Source organism: Caballeronia novacaledonica (genome assembly GCF_900258035.1).
GTDB lineage: Bacteria > Pseudomonadota > Gammaproteobacteria > Burkholderiales > Burkholderiaceae > Caballeronia > Caballeronia novacaledonica.
This window is the reverse complement of record NZ_OGTP01000020.1, coordinates 48,592-72,364: the sequence shown is the minus strand read 5'-3', so window position 1 is coordinate 72,364 and position 23,773 is coordinate 48,592. Positions and strand designations below refer to the sequence as shown.

Sequence of the window (23,773 nt, the reverse complement as noted above, 5' to 3'; positions counted from 1 at the left end):
CGGTGATTCCATGTCTCTGACCCTGACCGACGTAAAACGCATCGCACACCTCGCGCGGCTCGAATTGCCCGACCACGAAGCCGAACCCACGCTCGCGCGGCTCAACGATTTTTTCGGTCTCGTCGAGCAGATGCAGGCCGTCGATACGACCGGCATCGAACCGCTCGCGCATCCGATCGAGCAGATCGAGGAAGTCGCGCTGCGTCTGCGTGACGACGCTGTCTCAGAGCGTGTCGAGCGCGAAGAGTTCCAGCGTTCCGCGCCCGCCGTGCAGGACGGACTCTATCTCGTGCCGAAAGTCATCGAATAAATCAGCGCCGCGAATATCAGGGAACTGCAATGCATCAGAAAAGTTTGACCGAATTGCGCGCCGCGCTCGACGCGAAGGAAGTGTCCGCCGTCGAGCTGGCGCAGTCGTATTTGAAGCGCATCGAAGCCGCGAAGAATCTGAACGCGTTCATCGGCGTCGATTCCGAGCTCACGCTCGAACAGGCGAAAGCCGCCGACGCGCTTATCGCGCAAGGCAATGCCGGCGCGCTCACGGGCCTGCCGATCGCGCACAAGGACGTTTTCGTCACGCGCGGCTGGGCGTCGACGGCCGGCTCGCACATGCTCGAAAACTACGCGAGCCCGTTCGACGCGACCGTCGTCGATCGTCTGAAGCACGCCGGCATGGTGTGCCTCGGCAAGACCAATATGGACGAGTTCGCGATGGGCTCGTCCAACGAGAATTCGTACTTCGGCGCGGTGAAGAATCCGTGGGACTTGAAGGCGGTGCCGGGCGGTTCGTCGGGTGGCTCGGCCGCCGTCGTGGCGGCGCGTCTCGCGCCCGCCGCGACCGGCACCGACACCGGCGGCTCGATCCGCCAGCCCGCGTCGTTCACCGGCATCACGGGCATCAAGCCGACTTACGGCCGCGTTTCGCGTTACGGGATGATCGCGTTCGCGTCGTCGCTGGATCAGGGCGGCCCGATGGCGCAGACCGCGCACGACTGCGCGCTCTTGCTCAACGCAATGGGCGGCTTCGACGAGCGCGACTCGACGAGCCTGCAACGCGAGAAGGAAGACTACACGCGCTATCTCGGCAAGACGTGGAACGGCGGCGATGCGGGCAAGCCGCTCGCGGGCCTGCGCATCGGCATGCCGAAGGAGTACTTCGGCGCCGGTCTCGCCGACGACGTCCGCGCTTCCATCGACGCAGCGCTGAAGCAGTACGAAGCGCTCGGCGCGACGCTCGTCGAGGTATCGCTGCCGCAGACCGAGCTCTCGATTCCCGTGTACTACATCATCGCGCCGGCGGAGGCTTCGTCGAATCTGTCGCGCTTCGATGGCGTGCGTTACGGGCATCGCGCGGCGCAGTACAAAGACCTGCTCGACATGTACAAGAAGTCGCGCGCGGAAGGCTTCGGGCCGGAAGTGAAGCGGCGGATTCTCGTCGGCGCGTACGTGTTGTCGCACGGCTATTACGACGCGTACTACCTGCAGGCGCAGAAGATCCGCCGCATCATCGCGCGGGATTTTCAGGAAGCGTTCAAGCAGTGCGACGTCATCATGGGACCGGTCGCGCCGTCCGTCGCGTGGAATCTCGGCGAGAAGACCGACGATCCCGTGCAAATGTATCTCGCCGATATCTACACGCTGTCCGTGAGCCTCGCGGGCCTGCCCGGCATGAGCGTGCCGTGCGGTTTCGGCGCGGGCGCGAACGCGAATCGCCCGGTCGGTTTGCAGATCATCGGCAATTATTTCAACGAAGCCCGGATGCTCCAGGTCGCCGACGCCTTCCAGCGCGCGACCGACTGGCACCGCAAGGCACCATCGGCATCGGTATCGGGAGTCTGATATGCAGTGGGAAGTCGTCATCGGTCTGGAAACGCACGCGCAGCTTTCCACCGTCTCCAAGATTTTCTCGGGCGCGCCCACGCAATTCGGCGCGAGCCCGAACTCGCAGGCAAGTCCCGTCGATCTCGCGTTGCCCGGCGTGCTGCCCGTGATGAACAGGGGCGCCGTGGAGCGCGCGATCCGCTTCGGTCTCTCGATCGGCGCGCACATCGCGCCGCGCAGCATCTTCGCGCGCAAGAACTATTTCTATCCGGATCTTCCGAAGGGCTATCAGATCAGCCAGTACGAGATTCCGGTCGTGCAGGGCGGCCAGATCACGATTCAGGTTCCGGCCAACGAAAAGGCGGGCAAGGAAGCGTATTCGAAGACCGTCAACCTGACGCGCGCGCATCTCGAAGAAGATGCGGGCAAGTCGCTGCACGAAGACTTCGCGGGCATGACGGGCATCGACCTCAACCGTGCGGGCACGCCGCTGCTCGAAATCGTCACGGAGCCGGAAATGCGCAGCGCGGCGGAAGCGGTTGCGTATGCGAAGGCGCTGCATGGCCTCGTCATGTGGCTCGGCATTTGCGACGGCAACATGCAGGAAGGCTCGTTCCGTTGCGACGCGAACGTTTCGGTGCGTCCGGTCGGCCAGAAGGAATTCGGCACGCGCGCGGAGATCAAGAACCTGAACTCGTTCCGCTTTCTCGAAGAGGCCATTCAGTACGAAGTGCGCCGTCAGATCGAGCTGATCGAAGACGGCGGCACGGTGGTTCAGGAAACGCGTCTTTACGATCCGGACAAGCGCGAAACGCGCTCGATGCGCAGCAAGGAAGACGCGCACGATTACCGCTATTTTCCCGACCCGGACCTGATGCCGCTCGTGATCGAGTCGTCGTGGATCGAGCGCGTGAAAGGCGAAATGCCCGAGCTTCCGGCGGACATGCAGCAGCGTTTCGTCGATACCTACGGCCTCACGCCGTATGACGCGGGCGTGCTGACGTCGTCGAAGGCGATGGCGTCGTACTTCGAGGCGCTCGTGCAGAAGGCCGGCGCGGAGCAGGCGAAGATCGCCGCGAACTGGATGATGGGCGACGTCTCCGCGCAACTGAACCGCGAGTCGCTCGACATCGGCGAATCGCCGGTTTCGAGCGCGCAACTCGCGCTGATCCTTCAACGCATCGCCGACGGCACCATCTCCAACAAGATCGCGAAGGACATCTTCCAGACGATCTGGGACGAAAAGGCGACGGACGAAGCGGCCGCGGATCGCATCATCGACGCGAAGGGCCTGAAGCAGATTTCCGACACCGGCGCGCTCGAAGCGATCATCGACGAAGTGCTCGCGGCGAACCAGAAATCGGTCGATGAATTCCGCGCGGGCAAGGAGAAGGCGTTCAACGCGCTGATCGGTCAGGCGATGAAGGCGACCAAGGGCAAGGCGAATCCGCAGCAGGTCAACGAACTGCTGAAGAAGAAGTTATCCTGATCGCTCGTCCCGACGCGGGATGAATGGGCTGCTGCCGGTTGAGCCCGGCAGCAGCCCGTTTTTCATTGGCGAACCAAGAACAAGAAACAGGATATGGCAAAGAAACCCGGACTCGACGACTATCGCGTGCCTTTTTTCGACGCCGGCAAGAAGCTGAAGCCGTTCGACCTGAGCGCGATCGATCCCTCCGCGAAACCATTTTCAGGCGACACGAAAGACGAAGACCGCGAACGCCTCACGGCGATCGGCGCGCAACTCGACGACCTTCAGGAGAAGCTTCACGCGCAGCGCCGCCAGCGCGTGCTGCTGGTGCTGCAAGGCATGGACACGAGCGGCAAGGACGGCACCGTGCGCGCGGTGTTCCACGACGTCGATCCGCTCGGCTTGCGCATCGTGCCGTTTCGCGCGCCTTCGGAGCGCGAGGCCGCGCACGATTTTCTCTGGCGTGTGCACGCGCAGGCGCCGCAGGCGGGCGAGTTCGCGATCTTCAATCGCAGCCACTACGAAGACGTGCTCGTGCCGCGCGTGCTGAAGCAGATCGATGCCGACGAATGCGAGCGGCGCTATCGACATATCCGGGACTTCGAGTCGCTGCTCGCGGATAGCGGCACGACCATCGTCAAATGCTTCCTGCATATTTCGAAGGACGAGCAGCGCGGGCGCCTGCAGGCACGCATCGACGATCCGACGAAGCACTGGAAGTTCGACGTCTCCGATCTCGACGCGCGCAAGGACTGGGACGACTATCAGGCGGCGTATGCGGACGCGCTCGCCGCGACATCGACCGAATACGCGCCGTGGTACGTCGTTCCGGGCAATTCGAAGACGCATCGCAACGTGATGGTCGCCGAACTGCTGTTGCGCACGATGCAGGACATGAAGCTCGAATTTCCGCCCGCGAAGGAATCGCTGAAGGGCGTGAAGGTCCAGTAAAACGAACTCAAAAGGAAGCGTATGTTTCGCGTGATTACCGCCAATCTGAACGGCATTCGATCGGCCGCCAAGAAAGGTTTCTTCGACTGGTTCGGCGAGCAGAAATCCGACGTCGTGTGCGTGCAGGAAATCAAATGCTCGCAAGACGACCTGACGCCGGAATTTCTCGCGCCGCACGGTTTTCAGGGCTATTTCCAGCACGCGGTGAAGAAGGGCTACAGCGGCGCGGGTCTTTACACGCGCCACGAGCCGGACGACGTGATCATCGGTTTCGGCTCGGAAGAGTTCGATCCGGAAGGGCGCTACGTGGAAGCGCGTTTCGGCAAGCTGTCGGTGGTGTCGGTGTACGTGCCGTCGGGGTCCAGCGGCGACGAACGTCAGCAGGCCAAATATCGTTTCATGGACGAGTTCATGCCGCATCTCGACGCGCTTTCGAAAGAGCGCGAAGTGATTCTGTGCGGCGACGTGAACATCGTGCACAAGGAAATCGACATCAAGAACTGGAAGAGCAACCAGAAGAATTCGGGTTGCCTGCCGGAAGAGCGCGCGTGGCTCACGAAGCTCTTCGACGACGTCGGTTATGTCGATGTATTCCGCACGCTGGATCAGCGCCCCGAGCAATACACGTGGTGGAGCAATCGCGGCCAGGCGTATGCGAAGAACGTCGGGTGGCGGATCGACTATCAGATCGCGACGCCGGAAGTCGCCGCGACCGCGAAGAAGACATCGATTTTCCGGGACATCAAGTTCAGCGACCACGCGCCGCTGACCATCGACTACGACTGGAAGATGGCGAAAGCGAAGAAGTAAGCTAGCGGCCGGACTTCTTGAACCGCCCCATGCCCGCGTAATTCGACAACTGGTCGATGGTCTTGCCGACCGCCTTCGCATAGAGCGGCATCATGTCCGGCATGCGTTTGAGCAGGTCCTGCCGGCGATCCGGCCCGTACGGATGCAGCCAGATGAAGCCGACATCCGCGCGCCGGGTTGCCGTATCGATCTTGTTCCACAACGTGACAGCCGCGCGCGGATCGTAGCCCGCGCGCGACGCGATCTCGCTGCCGATCACATCGGCTTCGGTTTCATCGGCGGGGGAATAGCGCATGCTCAGCAATTCGTCGCCGATATCCGACTGTTGCGACGGATAGTTCGAAAAGCCGAACAACTGCGGCATGCCGCCGGCGGAAAGCTGCGCCGCCTGCTGCCGGCCCAGCCGCTCGCGCGCGTGCTCGCGCAACGCGTGCGCGATCTCGTGGCCGATCATCATGCCGATCTCGTTGTCGTTCAGATGCAGCTTCTCGATGAGGCCGCTATACACGACGATCTTCCCGCCCGGCAGACACACCATGCGCTCTTCGGGCGACTTGATGACGTTGATCTCCCACTTCCAGCTCTTCGCGCGATCGTTCCACTTGAGCGCGAACGGAATCTCGTGATTCGCGATGTCGCGCACGCGCTTCACGAGCGGGTTGGTGTCGGGAAGCAAGGTCTTGGCGCGCTCGGCATCGAGGATGACCTGCGCGTATTCTTCGGCGGACTGCGCTTCGAGCGTCGCGGGCGGAATCAGATTGCGAAAGAGCGCCGTATTGCCGAAGCGGATCTGGTTGTTCGGTGCGGAGTACGGCGGCGGCGTCTTCTGTTCGTCCTGAGCATGCGCGGAGAAAGGCGCGAGCGACGCCCATGTCCATGCGCAAACCAAGGCGCGAAGCTTGAACGAAACCGTCATCGTTGAGTTCTCCAGGGCGCGATCTTGGGCAACAGTAACATGCCCGGAATGGACAGCACGACGCAGATCATGAAGTACGGAAACCATCCCGTTTCGTTCACGATGTAGCCGCTGCCCGCCGCGGCGAACGTGCGCGGAACCGCCGCGAGGCTCGTGAAGAGCGCGAACTGCGTCGCGGTGTAGCGCGGGTCCGTGGTGCTCGCGATATACGCGGTGAAGGTCGCGAGCGTGAGACCCGTCGCGAAGGTTTCGAAGCCGTACAGCACGGCAAGCGCCGCCGGCGACGGCCCGATTTTCGCGAGCCACGCGAAGCCCAGCGTCGCGATGATCTGCAGGAAGCCGAAGATCCACAATCCGCGCGCAATGCCGATCTTCACCAGCGCGATGCCGCCGAGCAATCCGCCCGCGATGCTCGCCCAGAACGCGACCGCCTTCGCGATCACGCCGATCTGCGCGAGCGAAAATCCGACGTCGATGAAGAACTTCGTGGCGAGCGCCGTCGCCATCGTGTCGCCGAGCTTGTACAGGAAGATGAAGCCGAGCACGAGCAGCGCCGCGCGCCAGCCATCGCGCGTGACGAACTCGTGAAACGGCTCGACGATCGCTTCGCGCAGATTCTTCGGCGGCGCGCCGTGAATCTCCGGCTCCTTGACGACGAGCGTCATGATGAGACCCGGCAGCATGAACGCGGCGGTGATCAGAAACACGGTCTTCCACGGCAGGAGCGTCGCGAGAATCAGCGAGAGCGAACCGGGCACGAGGCCCGCGACCTTGTACGCATTGACGTGAACCGCGTTGCCGAGCCCTTGCTCGGTATCGGCGAGCAGTTCGCGGCGATAGGCATCGATGACGATATCCTGACTCGCGCTGAAGAACGCGACGAGCGCGGCGACCGCCGCGACGGCCCACAGATTCCGCTCAGGCGAGAAGAATCCGAACGAGCCGATCGCCACCATCACGAGCACTTGCGTGACGAACATCCAGCCGCGCCGTCTGCCGGGACTCCAGCCGGGAAAGCGCGGAATATAGCGGTCCATCAGCGGCGACCAGACGAACTTCCACGTGTACGGAAGGCCGATCAGCGCGAAGAGGCCGATCTCCTTGACGTTGATGTGCGCGGTCGTCAGCCACGCCTGCAGCAGACTGTAGAGCGTGAAGAGCGGCAATCCGGACGTGAAGCCGAGAAAGACGCAAATGAGGATGCGCTTGTTGAGAAACGCGCGCCATCCGGGATGATCTTCGTGAGCAGTTAGAGCGGGCGCCTCGTGTGGCGTATCGGGCATGTCGTATAACGGGCAGTTGTCGATGCGCGAGCGCGCCGGTCGTCGTTACCGGCGCTTCACGCGATAGACCGCAAGACTACCACGCCAGTTCGCGCCCCAACGGACTGGCTGGCCGTCGTGCAGCACCACGCGGTCCAGAATTTCGACGCCCACTTCCGGCGCGAGCGCTTCGAAATCCTTGATCGTGAGCACGCGCACGTTCGGCGTGTTGTGCCATTGAAAAGGCAGCGACTTCGACACCGGCATGCGCCCCTGAATCACCGACAACCGATGTTGCCAGTATCCGAAATTCGGAAACGACACGATGCATTGCCGCCCGACGCGCACCGTCTCGCGAAGAATGGCGGCGGTTTGATGGATGGTCTGCAGCGTCTGCGACAGGACCGCGAAATCGAAGCTGTCGTCTTCGAAAAGACGCAGGCCGTCTTCGAGATTCTGCTGGATCACGTTCACGCCTTTTTGCGCGCACGCGAGCACGCCGGCGTCGTTGATCTCGATGCCGTAGCCCTTCACTTCGAGTTCTTCGCCGAGGAGCGAAAGCAGCGAACCGTCGCCGCAGCCGAGATCGAGCACCGTCGCGCGCGGTTCGACCCAGCGGGCGATCGCGCGGAAGTCCGAACGCAGCGCGAGCGAGTCGAGAGTGTGCTGGTTCATGCGCCGATCTCCGTGGCAATGCGTTCGTAATAGGCGCGCATCAGGTTGTGATAGCGCGCGTCGTCGAGCAGGAAGGCGTCGTGGCCGTGCGGCGCGTCGATTTCCGCGTAGCTCACCGTGCGCTTGTTGTCGAGCAGCGCCTTCACGATTTCACGCGAGCGCGCGGGCGCGAAACGCCAGTCCGTCGTGAAGCTGGTGATGAGATATTTCGCCTGCGTATTGGCGAGTGCTTTTGTGAGATCGCCGTCGAAGGCTTTGGCGGGATCGAAATAATCGAGCGCGCGCGTGATGAGCAGATACGTGTTCGCGTCGAAGTATTCGGCGAACTTGTCGGCCTGATAGCGCAGATACGACTCGACTTCGAACTCGACATCGAAGTTGAAGTTGTATGCGTCGAGCGCGCCCTCGGCACGCCGCAGCGCGCGGCCGAATTTCACGGCCATGTCGTCGTCCGACAGATACGTGATGTGTCCGATCATGCGCGCGACGCGCAAACCGCGACGCGGCTTCACACCGTGCGCGTAGTAGTCGCCGCCGTGAAAATCGGGATCGGAGAGAATCGCGGAGCGCGCTGTTTCGTTGAAGGCGATGTTCTGCGCGGACAGCTTCGGCGTCGACGCCACGACGATGCAATGCGCGAGCCGTTCCGGATACATCATGCTCCACGCGAGCGCCTGCATGCCGCCGAGGCTGCCGCCCATCACGGCCGCGAAGCGCTCGATGCCGAAGCGGTCCGCGAGACGCGCCTGCGCGTTCACCCAGTCTTCGACCGTGACGACAGGAAAGCTCGCGCCGTACGGTTTGCCCGTCGCGCCGTCGATGCTCATCGGACCGGTCGAGCCGAAGCACGAGCCGAGATTGTTCACGCCGATCACGAAGAAGCGATTCGTGTCGAGCGGCTTGCCGGGACCGACCATGTTGTCCCACCAGCCGACGTCCTTCGGGTTGTCCGCGTAAATGCCCGCGACGTGATGCGACGCGTTCAACGCGTGGCACACGAGCACGGCATTCGAGCGCGCGGCATTGAGTTCGCCGTACGTTTCGACGACGAGCTCGTAGTCGCCGAGCAGCGAGCCGTTCTGCATCTTGAGCGGCTCGGCGAAGCGCAGTGTTTGGGGAGTGACGATGCCGATCGATTCCATTCATTCCGCCTTTGACCAAGCGGCTAAACGGTGTCGGCGAGGCGCGGAGAAACAGCGATGGCGCGGCTGACGACCTCTTTAGCCGCATTTATAGTGAACGCCCGTGAATCATCACTGAGGTTCGCGCGCCCGCAATCGAGTCAGCAAATCGGCGCGTCGTTGATGTTCGAGAAATTCTCGTAGCGGTGAAGTATATCGGAAAACGTCATAAAGCCGCCATTTGCACGGGCTTGGACGCGGTCGTCCATCAGGTCGATGGCGACACCCGCGATTTCGGATGTATCAGAGCGCGCCGCCGCGCATGCCGAGCGTGAGCGCGCGCAACGACCGCACCGTGCGGTCGACGTAATGCGGCCTGCCGGCGCCCGGCATGCGCACCGACAACCCGCCGCTCGACGTCTTCGCCACCGGCAGATGCCCGACGATCCACACCGTGCGAATCCCCAGCCGCCGATAGCTTTTCAGATGCCCGCGCGTATCCTCGACGAGAATCGCGTCTTCGAGACGCACGTGCGCGCGTCGCATTGCACGGCGCAGCATCGGCGCGTCGGGCTTCGCGCGCCAGTGATGCCCCTCGCGCATGTCCTCGATCGCGATCACGCGCTCGAACAGCTTCGCGATGCCGAGTTCCGCGAGCACGGTACGCGCGTAGAGCGTCGGCGCGTTGGTGAGGACGATCTTGCGTCCGGGCAGCGCGCGCAGTATCCGCGTGAGACCGCGTTCGGCGCGCAGCATCGACGGCAGGTCGGGGAAGGTGTGAACCTCGCGCAGAAAGTCGGCCGGATCGACGCCGTGATGCCTGACGAGCCCGAGCAGCGTCGCGCCGTAACGCACCGTGTAGCCGACGCGCAGCCGGTTCGCCTCGTCGACATCGACGTTCAGGCGATCCACGATGTATTGCGTCATCCCGCGATTGATCGCCGGGAAAATCGCGTGCGACGCGTGATGCAGCGTGTTGTCGAGATCGAAGAGCCAGACGGGCCCGCGCGTTTTCACGCGGCGTCGGCGGGAAATGCGTTGCGCTGTCATCGTGAAAACGCCCGCGCGAAGGCGGGCGTCTTTAGCAAGGGAAAAAAGCTCAATGCGAGCGGATCATCGTGCCGAACGGCTGCTCGGTCAGAATTTCGAGCAGCACCGAATGCTCGATCCGGCCATCGATGATGTGCACCGAGCGCACGCCGCTCTTCGCCGCATCCAGCGCGGAGGAAATCTTCGGCAACATGCCGCCGGAGATGGTGCCGTCCGCGAAAAGGGCGTCGATCTCGCGCGCGGAAAGGTCGGTCAGCAGATTGCCTTCCTTGTCCATCACGCCGGGAATGTTCGTCATCATGACGAGCTTCTCCGCGTTCAGCACGACCGCGAGCTTGCCCGCGACGAGATCCGCGTTGATGTTGTACGAGAGGCCGTCTTCACCGAAGCCGATGGGCGAAATGACCGGAATGAACGCGTCGTCCTGCAGCGCTTTCACGACCGCCGGGTTGATCGCCTCGACTTCGCCGACCTGACCGATGTCGATGAACTGGCCCGGATTGTCGCGGTCCGGCATCAGCAGCTTGCGCGCGTGGATCAGGCCGCCGTCCTTGCCCGTCAGTCCGACTGCATGGCCGCCGAAGTGATTGATCAGCGTGACGATGTCCTGCTGCACCTCGCCGCCGAGCACCCATTCGACGACTTCCATGGTTTCTTCGTCGGTGACGCGCATGCCCTGGATGAAGGTGCCCTGCTTGCCGATCTTTTTCAGCGCCTGATCGATCTGCGGGCCGCCGCCGTGCACGATCACCGGATTGATGCCGACGAGCTTCAGCAAGATGACGTCGCGCGCGAAGCCTTGCTTCAGGCGCTCTTCGGTCATGGCATTGCCGCCGTATTTGATCACGACCGTCTTGCCGTGATATTGACGAATATAAGGCAGCGCCTCGGCCAGAATTTCAGCCTTCAGCGTAGGCGCGATTTGCGTGAGGTCGGGTAGCTCGGACATGGCGGCAAATGGGCGAGGAGCGTTTAAACACGCCGAATTGTACAGGACCGACGCATGGCGGCAGGACGAATTGCCGCGGCCGCGCCACGTTTTCCGGCGAACGGCCCGGCATGCGATCATCGTTCGTGCAGATTGATGACAAGATGATGAACGAATCCCCTGAAACGAACGAACGGGAAGCGCCGGGCTCGCAGGTTTGCGTCCGCTGCGGCGCGACGTTTCGCTGCGGCATGATCGCCGGCGACCCGGCGTGCTGGTGCGCGGCACTCCCGGCGCTGCCGGCCGATCGTCTGCGGCCCGGCGTGAGTTGCCTGTGTCCGTCGTGTCTCGCGGCGGAAACCGGCGTTCCGCGCTCCAAGGTGCGGCAAATCGCGCCAGATGCGACGCGCGGCCCGACGCAAGCGGGATAATGTCGCGGGAAGCGTAACCACGCCGTCAAACACTCACCAGATGCATCGCATAACCAATACCGGTCGCGTCAATCTCGGTCACCTCTTCTGGCTTCGCTCGCTCGCGATCATCGGCCAGTTGACGACCATCGCCGTCGTGCAGATTTTCCTCGGCGCGAAGCTCCCGCTGCCCGCGATGCTGCTCGTCATCGCACTGGAGATGATGTTCAACGGCCTCACGTGGCTGCGCGTCGCGCGGGCGCGGCCGGAGACCAATCTCGAATTGTTCGGCCAGATGCTGGTCGATCTCGGTGCGCTCTCGGCGCTGCTGTTCCTTTCCGGCGGCGCGACCAATCCGTTCGTCACGCTGTATCTGCCGTCGCTCGCGATCGCCGCCGCCGTGCTGCCGTGGACGATGATGACCTGCCTCGCGCTCTTCGCCGTCACGTGTTACGCGCTGCTCAGTTATAACTACGTGCCGCTCAATATCGAGAATCCGGCCAATCTCTTCGATTATTTCCGCACGGGCCTGTGGGTCAACTTCATGGTGAGCGTGGGGCTGATCGGCTGGTTCGTCGCGCGCATGTCGCGGGCGCTGCGCGTGCGCGACGCCGCGCTCGCGGATGCCCAGCAGCGCCATCTTCGCGATGAGCGCGCGGTCGCGCTCGGCGTGCAGGCGGCGACCGTCGCGCACGAAATGGGCACGCCGCTTTCGACCATCGCGATGCTCTCCGAGGAACTGCGCGACTCCGCCGCGCACGACAAGAACCTCGCGCCCTACGCGGCCGATTTCGAACTGCTCGAGCAGCAGATGGCGCTCTGCACGTCCGCGCTCGCGCGCCTGCGCAGCCGCGCGACGGGCCCGTCGATCCGCCAGTCGCTCGACGAGTGGCTGTCGAGTTTCATCGACCAGTGGCGTTTGCGGCATCCGCAGGTGAAATTCGCGCAGACCGGCCGGACGCCCGCGGAGGCGTCGATCGACGATGCGGTCGCTGCCGGTCAGATCCTCACGATCCTGCTCGATAACGCCGCGCGCGCGAGCAGCGAATCGGTGACGCTGCAGGCGTCGGTCGAGACCATCGACGAAATGGATTACGTGCGCTTCGACGTGTGCGATCGCGGCCCGGGCATTCCGCCCGCGCTGCGCGCCACGCTGGGCGCGGCCCCGGTCGACAGCACGCAGGGCGGGCACGGCGTCGGGCTTTATCTGGCGTTCGCGGCGGCGGCGCGGCTGTCCGGATCGATCGAACTGATCGCCGGCAAGCCGCGCGGCACGTGCGCGGTATTGCGCCTGCCGAACCGCGGCGCGGTCGCGGCGCCGGCGCACGCGGCAGGAACTGAACGAAGCGGCGCGGCCTGAACTCGAACCCAGGCGCGCCGATCAGCATTACGGAGAAAAACCATGACCGATACCAACTTCCTGATCATCGACGACGACGAAGTCTTTTCCGGCATTCTCGCCCGCGGCCTCACGCGGCGCGGCTACACGCCCCATCAGGCGCACGACGCCGACGAAGCGCTCAAGCTCGCCAACCAGCACAAGTTCGGGCAGATCACGGTCGATCTTCACCTCGGCAACGATTCCGGGCTGCGGCTCGTCGCGCCGCTGCGCGATCTGCAACCGGATGCGCGCATTCTGGTGCTGACGGGCTACGCGAGCATCGCGACGGCCGTGCAGGCGGTGAAGGACGGCGCGGACAACTATCTCGCCAAGCCGGCGAACGTCGAATCGATTCTCTCCGCGCTCCATGAGCAGGCGAGCGAGCAGACCGCCGAGGAAGCGATCGAGAACCCGACGCTGCTGTCGGTCGCGCGGCTCGAATGGGAACACATTCAGCGCGCGCTCGCCGAGAACAACGGCAATATTTCGGCCACGGCGCGCGCGCTGAACATGCATCGGCGCACGCTGCAGCGCAAGCTGGCGAAGAAGCCTGTGCGGCAATAAAGCGAAACGACGCCCGGTTGGCACTCGGGCGGCAATTCAAAATTCGCTGGAAGCGGGCGCGATCGATCAAAACCGAGCGCCCAAAAAAGAACCGCCCAAGCCGGGTGCCAAGGGCGGAAATCGGAGAGTTGCAACGACATGCATGTACATGGCACACGCATGGAGAAAGCATACGTTGCAGCGTTGAGCGGCAAAATAAGATAACTCCCAATTAAGAATTCGCTTACTTTGTCTGCTAGCTGGCAGCGACTTGCCGATTTCTTTCAGCCTTCCTTTCTAACGCCTTTCATCGATATTTCCGCGCTCATCCTCAAGGCGTTATGCCCTCCATACGCGCTCAAGAAAATCGAAACGAGCGCCGTAAAGCCACTCTGTGCGCGAACCGAAGTTTGCGCCACGCCGTCCGCGGGCGTCGTCCGCGGGGCGTGACAGAGGAGACATCGATGAAATGGTTTGACCGCCTGTCCGTGCTCAGCAAATTGTTGCTGTCTTTCGCGGTCGTGATCCTGTTTTGCGCATGCGTGGGCGCCACCGGCGCGGTTTCGCTCGCGAAGATGAACGGCCTGATCGAGGAAATCGGCCAGCGTCATATGGACGGCCTCTATTGGGTCGAGGAAGTCAACAAGCACAAGCTCAACACCGATCTCGCCGCCGCCAACCTCACCTTCGCCGACGACACCGGCAAGGCCAAGCTCAAGGAAGGCATGTCGGCGTCGCTCGACAGCATGCACCGCGCGTTCGACCTCATGCGCCCGACGATCCGTTCCGCCGAAGGCATCGCGCACTACGATGCGGCGAGCAAGTCCGTCGCGGAGTGGGAAGACATCGTGCTGATGCAGATGGGCAAAAAGCCGATGCCGATCGACGTCGATCAGATGGGCCTCATCGCGCGCGCGATCGCCGCGAGCGAAAAGGCGCGCGATTCGCTGGAACGTCTCGCCGACTTCAAGCGCAAGCGCGCCACCGACGCCCGCCGCGACGCGGCATCGGAATACGAAACGATGCGCGTCGTCATGCTCGCGCTCGTGTTCGGCGCGATGGTCGCGGGCGCGCTGCTCGCGGTGCTGATCGGCCGGCGTCTTTCCGCGCAGCTCGGCGGCGAGCCGGCGTACGCGGCCGATATCGCAGACCGCATCGCGCGCGGCGATCTGTCGACGCGCGTCGCCACGCGCGCCGGCGACGACCACAGCATGCTCGCGAGCCTCGGCAACATGAGCGCGAAGCTCGCGGACATCGTCGGCGGGATTCGGCATTCGAGCGATTCGATTCTGCACGCGTCGCGCGAAATCGCGCAGGGCAACACCGATCTGTCGCAGCGCACCGAAGAGCAGGCGGCGTCGCTGGAAGAAACCGCGTCGAGCATGGAACAGCTCACGCAGACCGTGAAGCAGAACGCGAGCAACGCGGACGAGGCGAGCGGCCTCGCACGCGGCGCGTCGGACGTGTCGGCGCGGGGCAGCGGACTCGTCGGCGAAGTCGTGGACAACATGCGCGAACTGGCGTCGGGCTCCAAGCGGATGACCGACATCATCGCGGTGATCGAGGGCATCGCCTTCCAGACCAACATCCTCGCGCTGAACGCCGCCGTGGAAGCGGCGCGCGCGGGCGAGGAAGGGCGCGGCTTCGCGGTGGTCGCGGGCGAAGTGCGTTCGCTCGCGCAGCGCAGCGCGATGTCGGCGAAGGAAATCAAGGAGTTGATCGAGGCATCGACGGCACGCGTGGACAGCGGCGCGGCGCTCGCCGAGCGCGCCGGCGCGACGATGGCCGAAGTCACGCAGGCCGTGCAGCGCGTGACGGACATCATGGCGCAGATTTCGTCGGCGTCGCACGAGCAGAGCGCGGGCATCGAGCAGGTGAATCGCGCCGTCGCGCAGATGGACGAGGTGACGCAGCAGAACGCGGCGCTCGTCGAGCAGGCCGCCGCCGCCGCGGGCGCGATGGCCGATCAGGCGGAGCAACTGAAGAGCGCGGTCGCGGTTTTCGAGCTGGAGCGCGGCGCCTGACGCGGGAAAGAGACGTGACACGTCGCGGACATGCGACGGCCAAACGGTCGTAATATCGGCTCGCTTGCCACCCGAGAGCCCGCTCCGTACACTCGCGCCTGTTTTTCATATACAGCGCGCCGCCCGGACGGCGCCTCACCGCCGAAGGAGCCCGCCGATGTCCGATTCCTATTTCCCGCGCTGGCCGGTCCAGCCGGACGCTCAGGAGGGGCGCATCGTCGCGCCCGACGAGCGGCTGGCCTGGCCGCAGATGATCGCGATGGGCATTCAGCACGTCGTCGCGATGTTCGGCTCGACCGTGCTCGCGCCGCTCCTGATGGGCTTCGATCCCAATCTGTGCATCTTCATGTCGGGCATCGGCACGCTGCTGTTTTTCGTGCTGGTCGGCGGGCGTGTGCCGAGTTATCTCGGTTCGAGCTTCGCGTTCATCGGGCTCGTGATCGCGGTGACGGGCTACGGCGGTCATGGCGCGAACATGAACATTCCGGTGGCGCTCGGCGGGATCATCGCGTGCGGCGTGGCGTACACGGTCATCGGGTTGATTGTCGCGGCGGTCGGCACGAAGTGGATCGAAGCGCTGATGCCGCCTGTCGTCACGGGCGCGATCGTCTGCGTGATCGGGCTGAATCTCGCGCCGATCGCCGTGAAAGGCGTGATGGGCAGCAGCTTCGAATCGTGGATGGCGCTCGTCACCGTGCTGTGCGTGGGCGCCGTCGCGGTGTTTGCGCGCGGCATGGCGCAACGCCTTCTGATTTTGATCGGCCTCGCGATCGCGTACGCCATCTACGCGGTGCTGACCAACGGCATGAGCATGGGCAAGCCGATCGATTTTTCGATCGTCGCGAACGCCGCGTGGTTCGGCATGCCGCACTTCACCGCGCCCGTGTTCGAAGCCCCGGCGATGACGCTGATCGCGCCGGTCGCGATCATTCTCGTCGCGGAAAATCTCGGGCACATCAAGGCCGTCGGCGCGATGACGGGCAAGAGCCTCGACAAGTACATCGGCCGCGCGTTCATCGGCGACGGACTCGCGACGATCGTCTCCGGTTTCGCCGGCGGCACCGGTGTGACGACGTACGCCGAAAATATCGGCGTGATGGCCGTCACGAAGATCTATTCGACACTCGTGTTCGTGATTGCGGCGCTGTTCGCGATCGTGCTCGGGTTTTCGCCGAAGTTCGGCGCGCTGATTCAGACGATTCCCGGGCCGGTTCTGGGCGGCGTTTCCATTGTCGTGTTCGGGCTGATCGCCGTGACCGGCGCGCGCATCTGGGTCGTCAACAAGGTGAATTTTTCGGACAACCGGAATCTGATCGTCGCGGCTGTCACGCTCGTGCTCGGTACCGGAGATTTCACGCTGAAGCTTGGTGGGTTTGCGCTTGGCGGCATCGGGACGGCTACTTTCGGCGCGATTATTTTTTATGCGCTTCTGCGTCGGCGTGGGGCGGGTGTGGTTTGAGCCGGTTCGCGTTCATCCGCCCGCGCTTCGCCGAATGCGCGAGCGGATGACTACGACGTCGTCCCCCGCTTGCGATTCACAATCGCCGTCTCCGACAAATCCACCTCCCGCATCAGCTTGTTCAGCGTCTCGTCGTTGATCTCCTGCAGCGAGCGCAGCCGCAGCAACTCCGCACGTTCGGCCCGCAGCGCCGCCATCTTCAGCCGCGTCTCCAGCAGTTCGCTCTTCTTCGCCGCCACGCGCGGCGCTTCCTCGTCGCCGAGCGATTCCAGCCGCCGGCGATACATGCCCATCACGCGCGCGGTCGAATCGGCGCAGCGGGCGGACCCGGCTTCATCCATCTGTTCGACGAGTTCGTCGTGCGTGTCGTCGACCGCGCGGATCGCCGCCTGCGCCGCGCGGCGGCGCGCCATGCGCTCCTCCGCCGCGTGCGGATTCTTCTCGCGCTCGATGCCGCGCAGCATCAACGGCAAGCCCACCACCGCAATGAGCAGCGACACCAATATCACCGCCGACGCGATGAAAATCGCCAGATCGCGCCCCGCCAGCGTCACCGGCAGCGACAGCACGCCCGCGAGCGTCAACGCGCCGCGCACGCCGCCGATCGTCGTCAGCGCGAGAGTGCGAAAACCGGGCGCGGCGCTCTCGATGCCGCGCTTCGCCGTCTTGCGCGCCGCGACCCAGCGCAGCGAATACACCCAGACGAAGCGCAGCGAATAAAGCGCGACCAGCGTCGCGATCACATAGCCGATCAGCAGGCCCACTTGCGCGTCGCTGTCGTGATGCGCCTCGATCAGCGCCTGCCCGAGAATGTGCGGAAACTGCAGCCCGAGCAGGATGAACACCATGCCGTTGAAGACGAATTCGATCATCGTCCAGGTGCTCGTCATGCGCACGCGCACCGCGCTCGGAATGCCTTCGCGCAGACTCTGGATGTTCATCATCATGCCGGCCGACACCGCCGCCAGAATGCCCGAGCAGCCCACGTGCTCGGCCACCACGTAGGCAGCGAACGGAATCAGGATCGTGAGGATCACGCCCGCGGCCGGATCCTCGTCGTCGGAAAACTTCACGAGACGCGACGGAATCTCGGTGACGGCCCAACTGATCGCCGCGCCGATCGCGAGTCCGCCCGCCGCGATGATGAAAAAGCTGATCGTCGCATCGCGCAGCGAAAACACGCCCGTCACCGCCGCCGCGATCGCGAACTTCAGCGCGACGAGGCCCGATGCGTCGTTCATCAGCGCCTCGCCTTCGAGAATGTGCATCAGGTTCGCCGGAATCCGGTTGCGTCCGGCGATGCCCGTCAGCGCGACGGCATCGGTCGGCGAGAGCACGGCGGCGAGCGCGAACGCGATCGGCAGCGGCATCGCCGGAATCATCGCGTGCAGGAAGTAGCCGAGCACGCCGACGGTGATGAACACGAGCCCGAGCGCGAGCATCAGGATTGCGCGCCGCTGCATGTAGAGCTCGCGCTTCGGAATGCGCCAGCCGTCCGCGAACAAGAGCGGCGGGATGAAGAGCAGCATGAAGAGATCGGGATCGAACGTGACGTGCAGCGCGAAGCCCGGCCATGCGAGGCACGCGCCGATCGCAATCTGGATGAGCGGCAGCGGCAGCTTGATCGGCAGCAGGCTCAGGCCGAATCCCGACAGCGCCACGACCAGCAGAAGAATGAGGACGGTAAAAACGATTTCCATGTGTGCGCTACTGCACGACGCGCGCGAGCGGCCGGCGCACACGGCGTCTAGCATTGATTGGATGAGCCGAAAGTTTAGCCTCTGCACGCGATGCGGTCAGCGAACGCGGCTCGCGGTTTTCGCACCGCGACGGTGCGCGTGCACATGAAATCGCCTTTCGACGGTGCACGAAGCGGGCAAACGATCGACGGATCGCGCCGCGCCGTGCGCATGGAGCTTGCTTTACCGAAAGCCACGGGACGGAGAGACTCCCGGCGAGATCATCGAGGGCTGTACTTATGAAGACGGTAAGGGTGTGGAGCATGAAGCAATCGAGCGCGATTCGTCTGAGCGCCGGGGAGAGGACATCGGCATGGTGATCGCGAATCCCGAGAAGGTGACGGTTTCCGCGCGCAGCTTCGAGCTCGGCGTGACGTCGGGCTTCGACCGCTATTCGGTCGAGCATGGCGAGTGGACGCTATCGAGCGTGTTTCAGCCGGTGTTCAGCCTGTCGCACATGCGCGCGGTCGGATACGAAGGCTTGCTGCGCGCCCACGATGCGCTTGACCGGCCCGTGTCGCCGCTCGACGTGTTCGGGCAGGCATCGCGCGTCGGCGAAGCATTGCTGATCGACCGGCTCGCGCAGGCGCTGCATCTCGAAAACTTCAAGATGCTCGGCGCGAGAGACGAATGGCTCTTTCTCAACGTGCATCCCGGCGCGCTGACCGAGCCGTATCACGCGGCGGCGCTGCTCGCGAATCTGAAGCGGCTCGATATCGAGCCGCGCCGCGTCGTGCTCGAAGTGCTCGAACAAAGCGCGGAAGACGTCGAACGGCTCGCGCTCGCGGTGCAGCAGTTCCGCGATCAGGGCTTTCTCATCGCGCTCGACGATTTCGGCGCGGGCCACACCAACATCGAGCGTATCTGGCAGCTCGATCCGGACATCGTCAAGCTCGATCGCGTGATGCTTTCGCACGCCGGGCACAACGTGCACGCGCCGCTGTCGGCGCGCTCGCTCAAGCAGCGGCAGAACATGGAGGCGGTGTTGTCGGGCATCGTGTCGCTGCTGCATGAAGCGGGCAAGCTCGTGTTGATCGAAGGTGTCGAGACCGAGCACGAAGCGCAACTCGCGCTCGCGAGCGGCGCGGACTTCGTGCAGGGATTTTTCTTCGCGCGGCCGCATCCGGGGCTCGCGGACAGCGTGCATGCGCAGATCGTGATCGGCGAGCTGACCGAACGTTACCGCCTGCAGACCGAAGCGCGCGAGCGGCGCGTCGCGACGCGGCTTCAGCCGTATATCCGCGCGTTCGAGCGCGCCGCCGAGCGGCTCGCGGCGGGCGAGCCGCTCGAAGAGGTGTGCTGGAACTTTCTCGCGCTCGACAACGCCGCGCGCTGCTTCCTGCTCGATCAGAACGGCAGGCAGGCGGGCCGCAACGTCGTGCTGCGCGCGGACCGCGCGGCGCACGAGGCGCGCTTTCTGCCGCTCATCGACGCGCAGGGCGCGAACTGGCTGCGCCGCCCGTACTTCCGCGCGGCGCTCGGCGATCCCGAGCGCGTGCACGTGACGAAGCCGTATCTGTCGATCAACGAGGCGATGCCGTGCGTCACGCTGTCGGTGGAGACGCGCTCGCAAGGCAAGCGCTGCGTGCTGTGCGGCGACGTCGACTGGTTGCCCGACGACGACATCGAATAATTACTTCGCCACGACGACCGGAATGCCCTTGAGCGACGCCGCGCCCTTCATCGTGTCGATGGCGGCGCGCACGGCATCGCCCGTCGCCGCCTCGATGCCGATGCGCGCCGCGATGCCGCGTTCGCCGCGCTTGACCATCGCGACGTTCGCGAGCTTCACGTGACCGTAGCCGCGCACCTTCTCGAACAACGCGGCGAGCGCTTGCACGTCGTTCGCGTTGCCGGCGTTCACGCGGGACAAGGCGCGCGCGATCGTGATCTCGAAGTCGTCGGCGAGCTGGCGTTCCATGCGTCGTTCGAGCGTTTTGCCGAAGACATCGAAGGCCGTGCCGCGCAGCACGCGCATTTTCGCGAGTCCGCCGAAAACCGGCCACATCCACTGGCCGAAGACTTTCTTCCTCGGCGCGCCGCCGTTGACCGAGCCGGTTAGCGCGGGCGGCGCGAGGTTGAACTTCACGGTATAGCTCTCGCCCGCCGCGCCTTCGAATTGCGCGCCGAGCGCGGCGCGGAACGCCGGGTCCGCATGCAGGCGCGCGACTTCGTATTCGTCCTTAACCGCGAGCAGCTTGTAGAACGAGATCGCGATGGCGCGTTTGATGTCGTCGTTCGTCGCGGCATCGACGAGCCTGCGGTAGCGCGTCACGTACTTCGAACCGCCATACGCGAGCAGCCGTTCCTCGCGGTCACCGATCAGTTCGGGCAACGACATCCGCTCCAACACGACGCGCTTCGCCAGCACCTGCGCGGTCAGCGCTTCGAGCGCGCCCATGTCCGCCGCCGCTAGACGGCCGATCGAAAACGCCAGCTTGTTCGCCGCGACCGCGACATTGTTCAGCTCGATCGCGCGCATCAGCGCCGCGAGCGACAGCGGCACGAGCCCGAGCTGCCACGCGAAGCCGAGCATCAGAATGTTCGCGCCGATCGTGTCGCCGAGAAAACGCTGCGCGAGCGCTTGCGCATCGCAACTGCGCATGGCGTCGTGCGCATCGGGGCCGGCGGCGTGACGCATCTTGTCGAGCAGGGCATCGGCATGGAGATTCGCTTCGGGGTTCTGCACGAACGTCGCGTTCGGAATCGCGTGCGTGTTCACGACGATCTTCGTGCGATCGTGCCGCACCGTCTGCAACGCTTCGGGACTCGCGCCGACGACCATGTCGCACGCGAGCAGCAAGTCTGCCTGCTGCGTGTCGATGCGCACCTGGTTCAGCAGCGCGTCGGTCGCGGCGAAGCGCACGAACGACAGCACCGAGCCGCCCTTTTGCGCGAAGCCCATGAAATCGAGCACCGACGCGCTCTTGCCTTCCAGATGCGCCGCCATGCTGATGAGCGCGCCGACCGTCACGACGCCCGTTCCGCCGACGCCCGTCACGAGAATGTCGTACGGCGCGTTGTCGAGCAGGCCGGCGGGCTGCGGCAGCGCATCGACGCGGCGCGCGAGTTCGGCCGGATCGAACGCGTGGCCTTCGGCCTTCTTCAGCTTCGCGCCTTCGACCGTGACGAAGCTCGGACAGAATCCGTTCACGCACGAATAGTCCTTGTTGCACGACGACTGATCGATGCGGCGTTTGCGGCCCAGCTCCGTTTCGACCGGCTCGACGGAAAGGCAATTCGACTGCACGCCGCAATCGCCGCAGCCTTCGCACACGGCTTCGTTGATGAAGAGGCGCTTGTCCGGATCGGGAAATTCGCCTTTCTTGCGGCGGCGGCGCTTTTCGGCGGCGCACGTCTGATCGTAGATGAGCACGGTGACGCCCGGCGTGTCGCGCAGGCGGCGCTGCACGTCGTCGAGTTCGCCGCGATGATGGAACGTCGTGCCGCGCGGAAACTGATCTTCGTGACCGATGTACTTCTCGGGCTCGTCGCTTACGACGACCAGCAGCGCGATGCCTTCCGCTTCCACTTGCCGCGCGATCTGCGGCACCGAAATGCTGCCGTCGACCGGCTGGCCGCCCGTCATCGCGACGGCGTCGTTGTAGAGAATCTTGTACGTGATGTTCGCCTTCGCGGCCACGGCCTGACGAATCGCGAGAATGCCCGAATGGAAATAGGTGCCGTCGCCGAGATTCTGGAAGACGTGCGGCGTCTTCGTGAACATCGAATGCGACGCCCAGTCGACGCCTTCGCCGCCCATCTGGATCAGACCGGTGGTGTCGCGCTCCATCCACGACGCCATGAAGTGACAGCCGATGCCCGCCTGCGCGACCGAACCTTCCGGCACTTTCGTCGACGTGTTGTGCGGACAGCCCGAGCAGAAGTAGGGCGTGCGCTTGACGGCATCGGCGACATTCGAAAGGATGCGCGGCGCGACGAGATCGACGACTTTGTCGCGGCGATCGAGCGCGGGCTTGTGACGCGCGAGCCATTCGGCGAAGACCGGCAGCACGCGCGACGGACGCAATTCGCCGAGCGCGGAAAGAAGCTGCGCGCCGTCGCGCGCGTTCTTGCCGATCACGACCGGCCGCGCGCCTTCGATGCGGTTGTAAAGGTGTTCCTTGATCTGCTGCTCGATGACCGGTCCTTTCTCTTCGATCACGAGCACTTCGCTCAATCCTTCGACGAACGTTTCGAGCCGCGTCGTTTCGAGCGGATACGACAGCCCGACCTTGTAGATGCGCACACCCGCTTTATCGAGATCGTCGATGGTGAGTTCGAGGCGGCGCAGCGCTTCCATCAGGTCGAGATGCGCCTTGCCGCACGTCACGATGCCGACGTTCGCGCGCGGGCTCGGCGCGATCCACTTGTCGATGCTGTTCGTCCGCGCGAAGTGGCGCACGGCGTCGATCTTCGCGGCGAGGCGCGCTTCGATCGTCAGGCTCGGCAGATCGGGCCAACGGTTGTGCAGACCGCCGGGCGGCGGCGTGAAATCTTGCGGCGTCTTCCAGTCGAGCTTCAAAGCGTCGAGATCGACGGTCGAGCCGGATTCGACCGTCTCCGAGATCGCCTTGAAGCCGATCCACGCGCCCGAGAAACGCGACAGCGCCCAGCCGTAGAGGCCGAATTCCAGCATGTCCGCGACGTTCGACGGATTCACCACCAGCATGTGCCACGAGATCATCGTCTGGTCGCTCTGATGCGGCATCGACGACGACACGCAGCCGTGATCGTCGCCCGCCACGACCAGCACGCCGCCGTGCGGCGACGAGCCGTACGCGTTGCCGTGCTTGAGCGCATCGCCCGCGCGATCGACGCCCGGGCCCTTGCCGTACCACATCGCGAACACGCCATCGACGGTGCGTTCCGCATCCGATTCCACTCGCTGCGTGCCGAGCACGGCGGTGCCGCCGAGTTCCTCGTTGATCGCGGGCAGAAAGCGCACGTCGTGCGACGCGAGCAGTTTCTTCGCCTTCCACAATTGCTGATCGACCATGCCGAGCGGCGAGCCGCGATAGCCGCTGACGAAACCGGCGGTGTTGAGACCGGCGGCGCGGTCGAGTTCGCGCTGCATCAAAACGAGGCGCACGAGCGCCTGCGTGCCGGTGAGGAAGATTCGGCCTCGGGTCGCGCTGAGGTTGTCGCTGAGTTGGTATTCCGACAGCGCGGGAGGAAAGAATGCATCGGCGGGGACACGCGCGTTCATGAA

Annotated in this window: 19 protein-coding genes; 11 read left to right on the top strand and 8 right to left on the bottom strand. The window is 64.3% G+C overall.

Annotated elements, in window-relative coordinates; genetic code table 11:
* The first annotated feature begins 10 nt into the window (after positions 1-10).
* The 5 genes from gatC (at position 11) to NOV72_RS24045 (ending at position 5,053) form a co-directional block, all read left to right on the top strand.
* Positions 11-310: an Asp-tRNA(Asn)/Glu-tRNA(Gln) amidotransferase subunit GatC gene (gene gatC, locus NOV72_RS24065; protein WP_035509719.1), complete on the top strand. Its 300-nt coding sequence runs from the start codon at positions 11-13 to the stop codon at positions 308-310.
* A gap of 29 nt (positions 311-339) precedes the next feature.
* The gene (gene gatA, locus NOV72_RS24060; RefSeq protein WP_106857061.1) at positions 340-1,839 is read left to right on the top strand and encodes an Asp-tRNA(Asn)/Glu-tRNA(Gln) amidotransferase subunit GatA; all 1,500 of its coding nucleotides are present in this window, start codon (positions 340-342) and stop codon (positions 1,837-1,839) included.
* Position 1,840: 1 nt separating this feature from the next.
* Entirely contained in the window at positions 1,841-3,310 is a 1,470-nt protein-coding gene (gene gatB / locus NOV72_RS24055) for an Asp-tRNA(Asn)/Glu-tRNA(Gln) amidotransferase subunit GatB (RefSeq protein WP_106857060.1), read from the top strand.
* 93 nt (positions 3,311-3,403) lie between these two features.
* Positions 3,404-4,243, top strand: coding sequence for a PPK2 family polyphosphate kinase (locus NOV72_RS24050; RefSeq protein WP_106857059.1), 840 nt, complete (start codon positions 3,404-3,406; stop codon positions 4,241-4,243).
* A 21-nt stretch (positions 4,244-4,264) separates the two neighbouring features.
* Positions 4,265-5,053, top strand: coding sequence for an exodeoxyribonuclease III (locus NOV72_RS24045; protein WP_106857058.1), 789 nt, complete (start codon positions 4,265-4,267; stop codon positions 5,051-5,053).
* A gap of 1 nt (position 5,054) precedes the next feature.
* On the opposite strand, the gene NOV72_RS24040 is transcribed toward NOV72_RS24045, so the two are convergent.
* From NOV72_RS24040 to argB, 6 genes are all read right to left on the bottom strand, one after another.
* Positions 5,055-5,969 carry a M48 family metallopeptidase gene (locus tag NOV72_RS24040; RefSeq protein WP_106857057.1) on the bottom strand — a complete coding sequence of 305 codons (915 nt, stop codon included), beginning with the start codon at positions 5,967-5,969 and terminating at the stop codon, positions 5,055-5,057.
* The gene (locus NOV72_RS24035; RefSeq protein ID WP_106857056.1) at positions 5,966-7,252 is read right to left on the bottom strand and encodes an AmpG family muropeptide MFS transporter; all 1,287 of its coding nucleotides are present in this window, start codon (positions 7,250-7,252) and stop codon (positions 5,966-5,968) included. Before NOV72_RS24035 ends, NOV72_RS24040 begins: the two co-directional genes overlap by 4 nt.
* A gap of 45 nt (positions 7,253-7,297) precedes the next feature.
* On the bottom strand, positions 7,298-7,906 hold the full coding sequence (metW, locus tag NOV72_RS24030; RefSeq protein WP_106857055.1) for a methionine biosynthesis protein MetW: 609 nt from the start codon (positions 7,904-7,906) through the stop codon (positions 7,298-7,300).
* The gene (gene metX / locus NOV72_RS24025; RefSeq protein ID WP_106857054.1) at positions 7,903-9,048 is read right to left on the bottom strand and encodes a homoserine O-succinyltransferase MetX; all 1,146 of its coding nucleotides are present in this window, start codon (positions 9,046-9,048) and stop codon (positions 7,903-7,905) included. The genes metW and metX overlap by 4 nt, the downstream gene beginning before the upstream one ends.
* A 282-nt stretch (positions 9,049-9,330) precedes the next feature.
* Positions 9,331-10,077 carry a pyrimidine 5'-nucleotidase gene (locus NOV72_RS24020; protein ID WP_106857053.1) on the bottom strand — a complete coding sequence of 249 codons (747 nt, stop codon included), beginning with the start codon at positions 10,075-10,077 and terminating at the stop codon, positions 9,331-9,333.
* Between the two features lie 49 nt (positions 10,078-10,126).
* Entirely contained in the window at positions 10,127-11,026 is a 900-nt protein-coding gene (argB, locus tag NOV72_RS24015; protein WP_014190130.1) for an acetylglutamate kinase, read from the bottom strand.
* 8 nt (positions 11,027-11,034) lie between these two features.
* Here argB and NOV72_RS24010 point away from each other — a divergent pair, with 8 nt between their 5' ends.
* From NOV72_RS24010 to NOV72_RS23990, 5 genes are all read left to right on the top strand, one after another.
* Positions 11,035-11,436, top strand: coding sequence for a cysteine-rich CWC family protein (locus NOV72_RS24010; protein ID WP_342753428.1), 402 nt, complete (start codon positions 11,035-11,037; stop codon positions 11,434-11,436).
* A gap of 40 nt (positions 11,437-11,476) precedes the next feature.
* Positions 11,477-12,775, top strand: coding sequence for an ATP-binding protein (locus NOV72_RS24005; RefSeq protein ID WP_106857052.1), 1,299 nt, complete (start codon positions 11,477-11,479; stop codon positions 12,773-12,775).
* 42 nt (positions 12,776-12,817) lie between these two features.
* The gene (locus tag NOV72_RS24000; protein WP_106857051.1) at positions 12,818-13,360 is read left to right on the top strand and encodes a response regulator transcription factor; all 543 of its coding nucleotides are present in this window, start codon (positions 12,818-12,820) and stop codon (positions 13,358-13,360) included.
* Positions 13,361-13,803: 443 nt separating this feature from the next.
* Complete coding sequence (locus NOV72_RS23995; RefSeq protein WP_106857050.1) at positions 13,804-15,363, top strand: methyl-accepting chemotaxis protein; 1,560 nt, start codon at positions 13,804-13,806, stop codon at positions 15,361-15,363.
* A 157-nt stretch (positions 15,364-15,520) separates the two neighbouring features.
* Entirely contained in the window at positions 15,521-16,822 is a 1,302-nt protein-coding gene (locus NOV72_RS23990) for a solute carrier family 23 protein (RefSeq protein WP_106857049.1), read from the top strand.
* Between the two features lie 50 nt (positions 16,823-16,872).
* Here the strand turns inward: NOV72_RS23990 and NOV72_RS23985 are convergent, their stop codons facing one another.
* Positions 16,873-18,522 (bottom strand): Na+/H+ antiporter, encoded by a 1,650-nt coding sequence (locus tag NOV72_RS23985; protein WP_106857048.1) that lies wholly within the window; start codon positions 18,520-18,522, stop codon positions 16,873-16,875.
* Between the two features lie 352 nt (positions 18,523-18,874).
* On the opposite strand from NOV72_RS23985, the gene NOV72_RS23980 reads away from it, so the two are divergent.
* Entirely contained in the window at positions 18,875-20,194 is a 1,320-nt protein-coding gene (locus NOV72_RS23980; RefSeq protein ID WP_106857047.1) for an EAL domain-containing protein, read from the top strand.
* On the opposite strand, the gene NOV72_RS23975 is transcribed toward NOV72_RS23980, so the two are convergent.
* A complete protein-coding gene (locus tag NOV72_RS23975) occupies positions 20,195-23,770 on the bottom strand; it encodes an indolepyruvate ferredoxin oxidoreductase family protein (RefSeq protein WP_106857046.1) in 3,576 nt (1,191 codons plus the stop codon).
* Positions 23,771-23,773 lie beyond the last annotated feature (3 nt).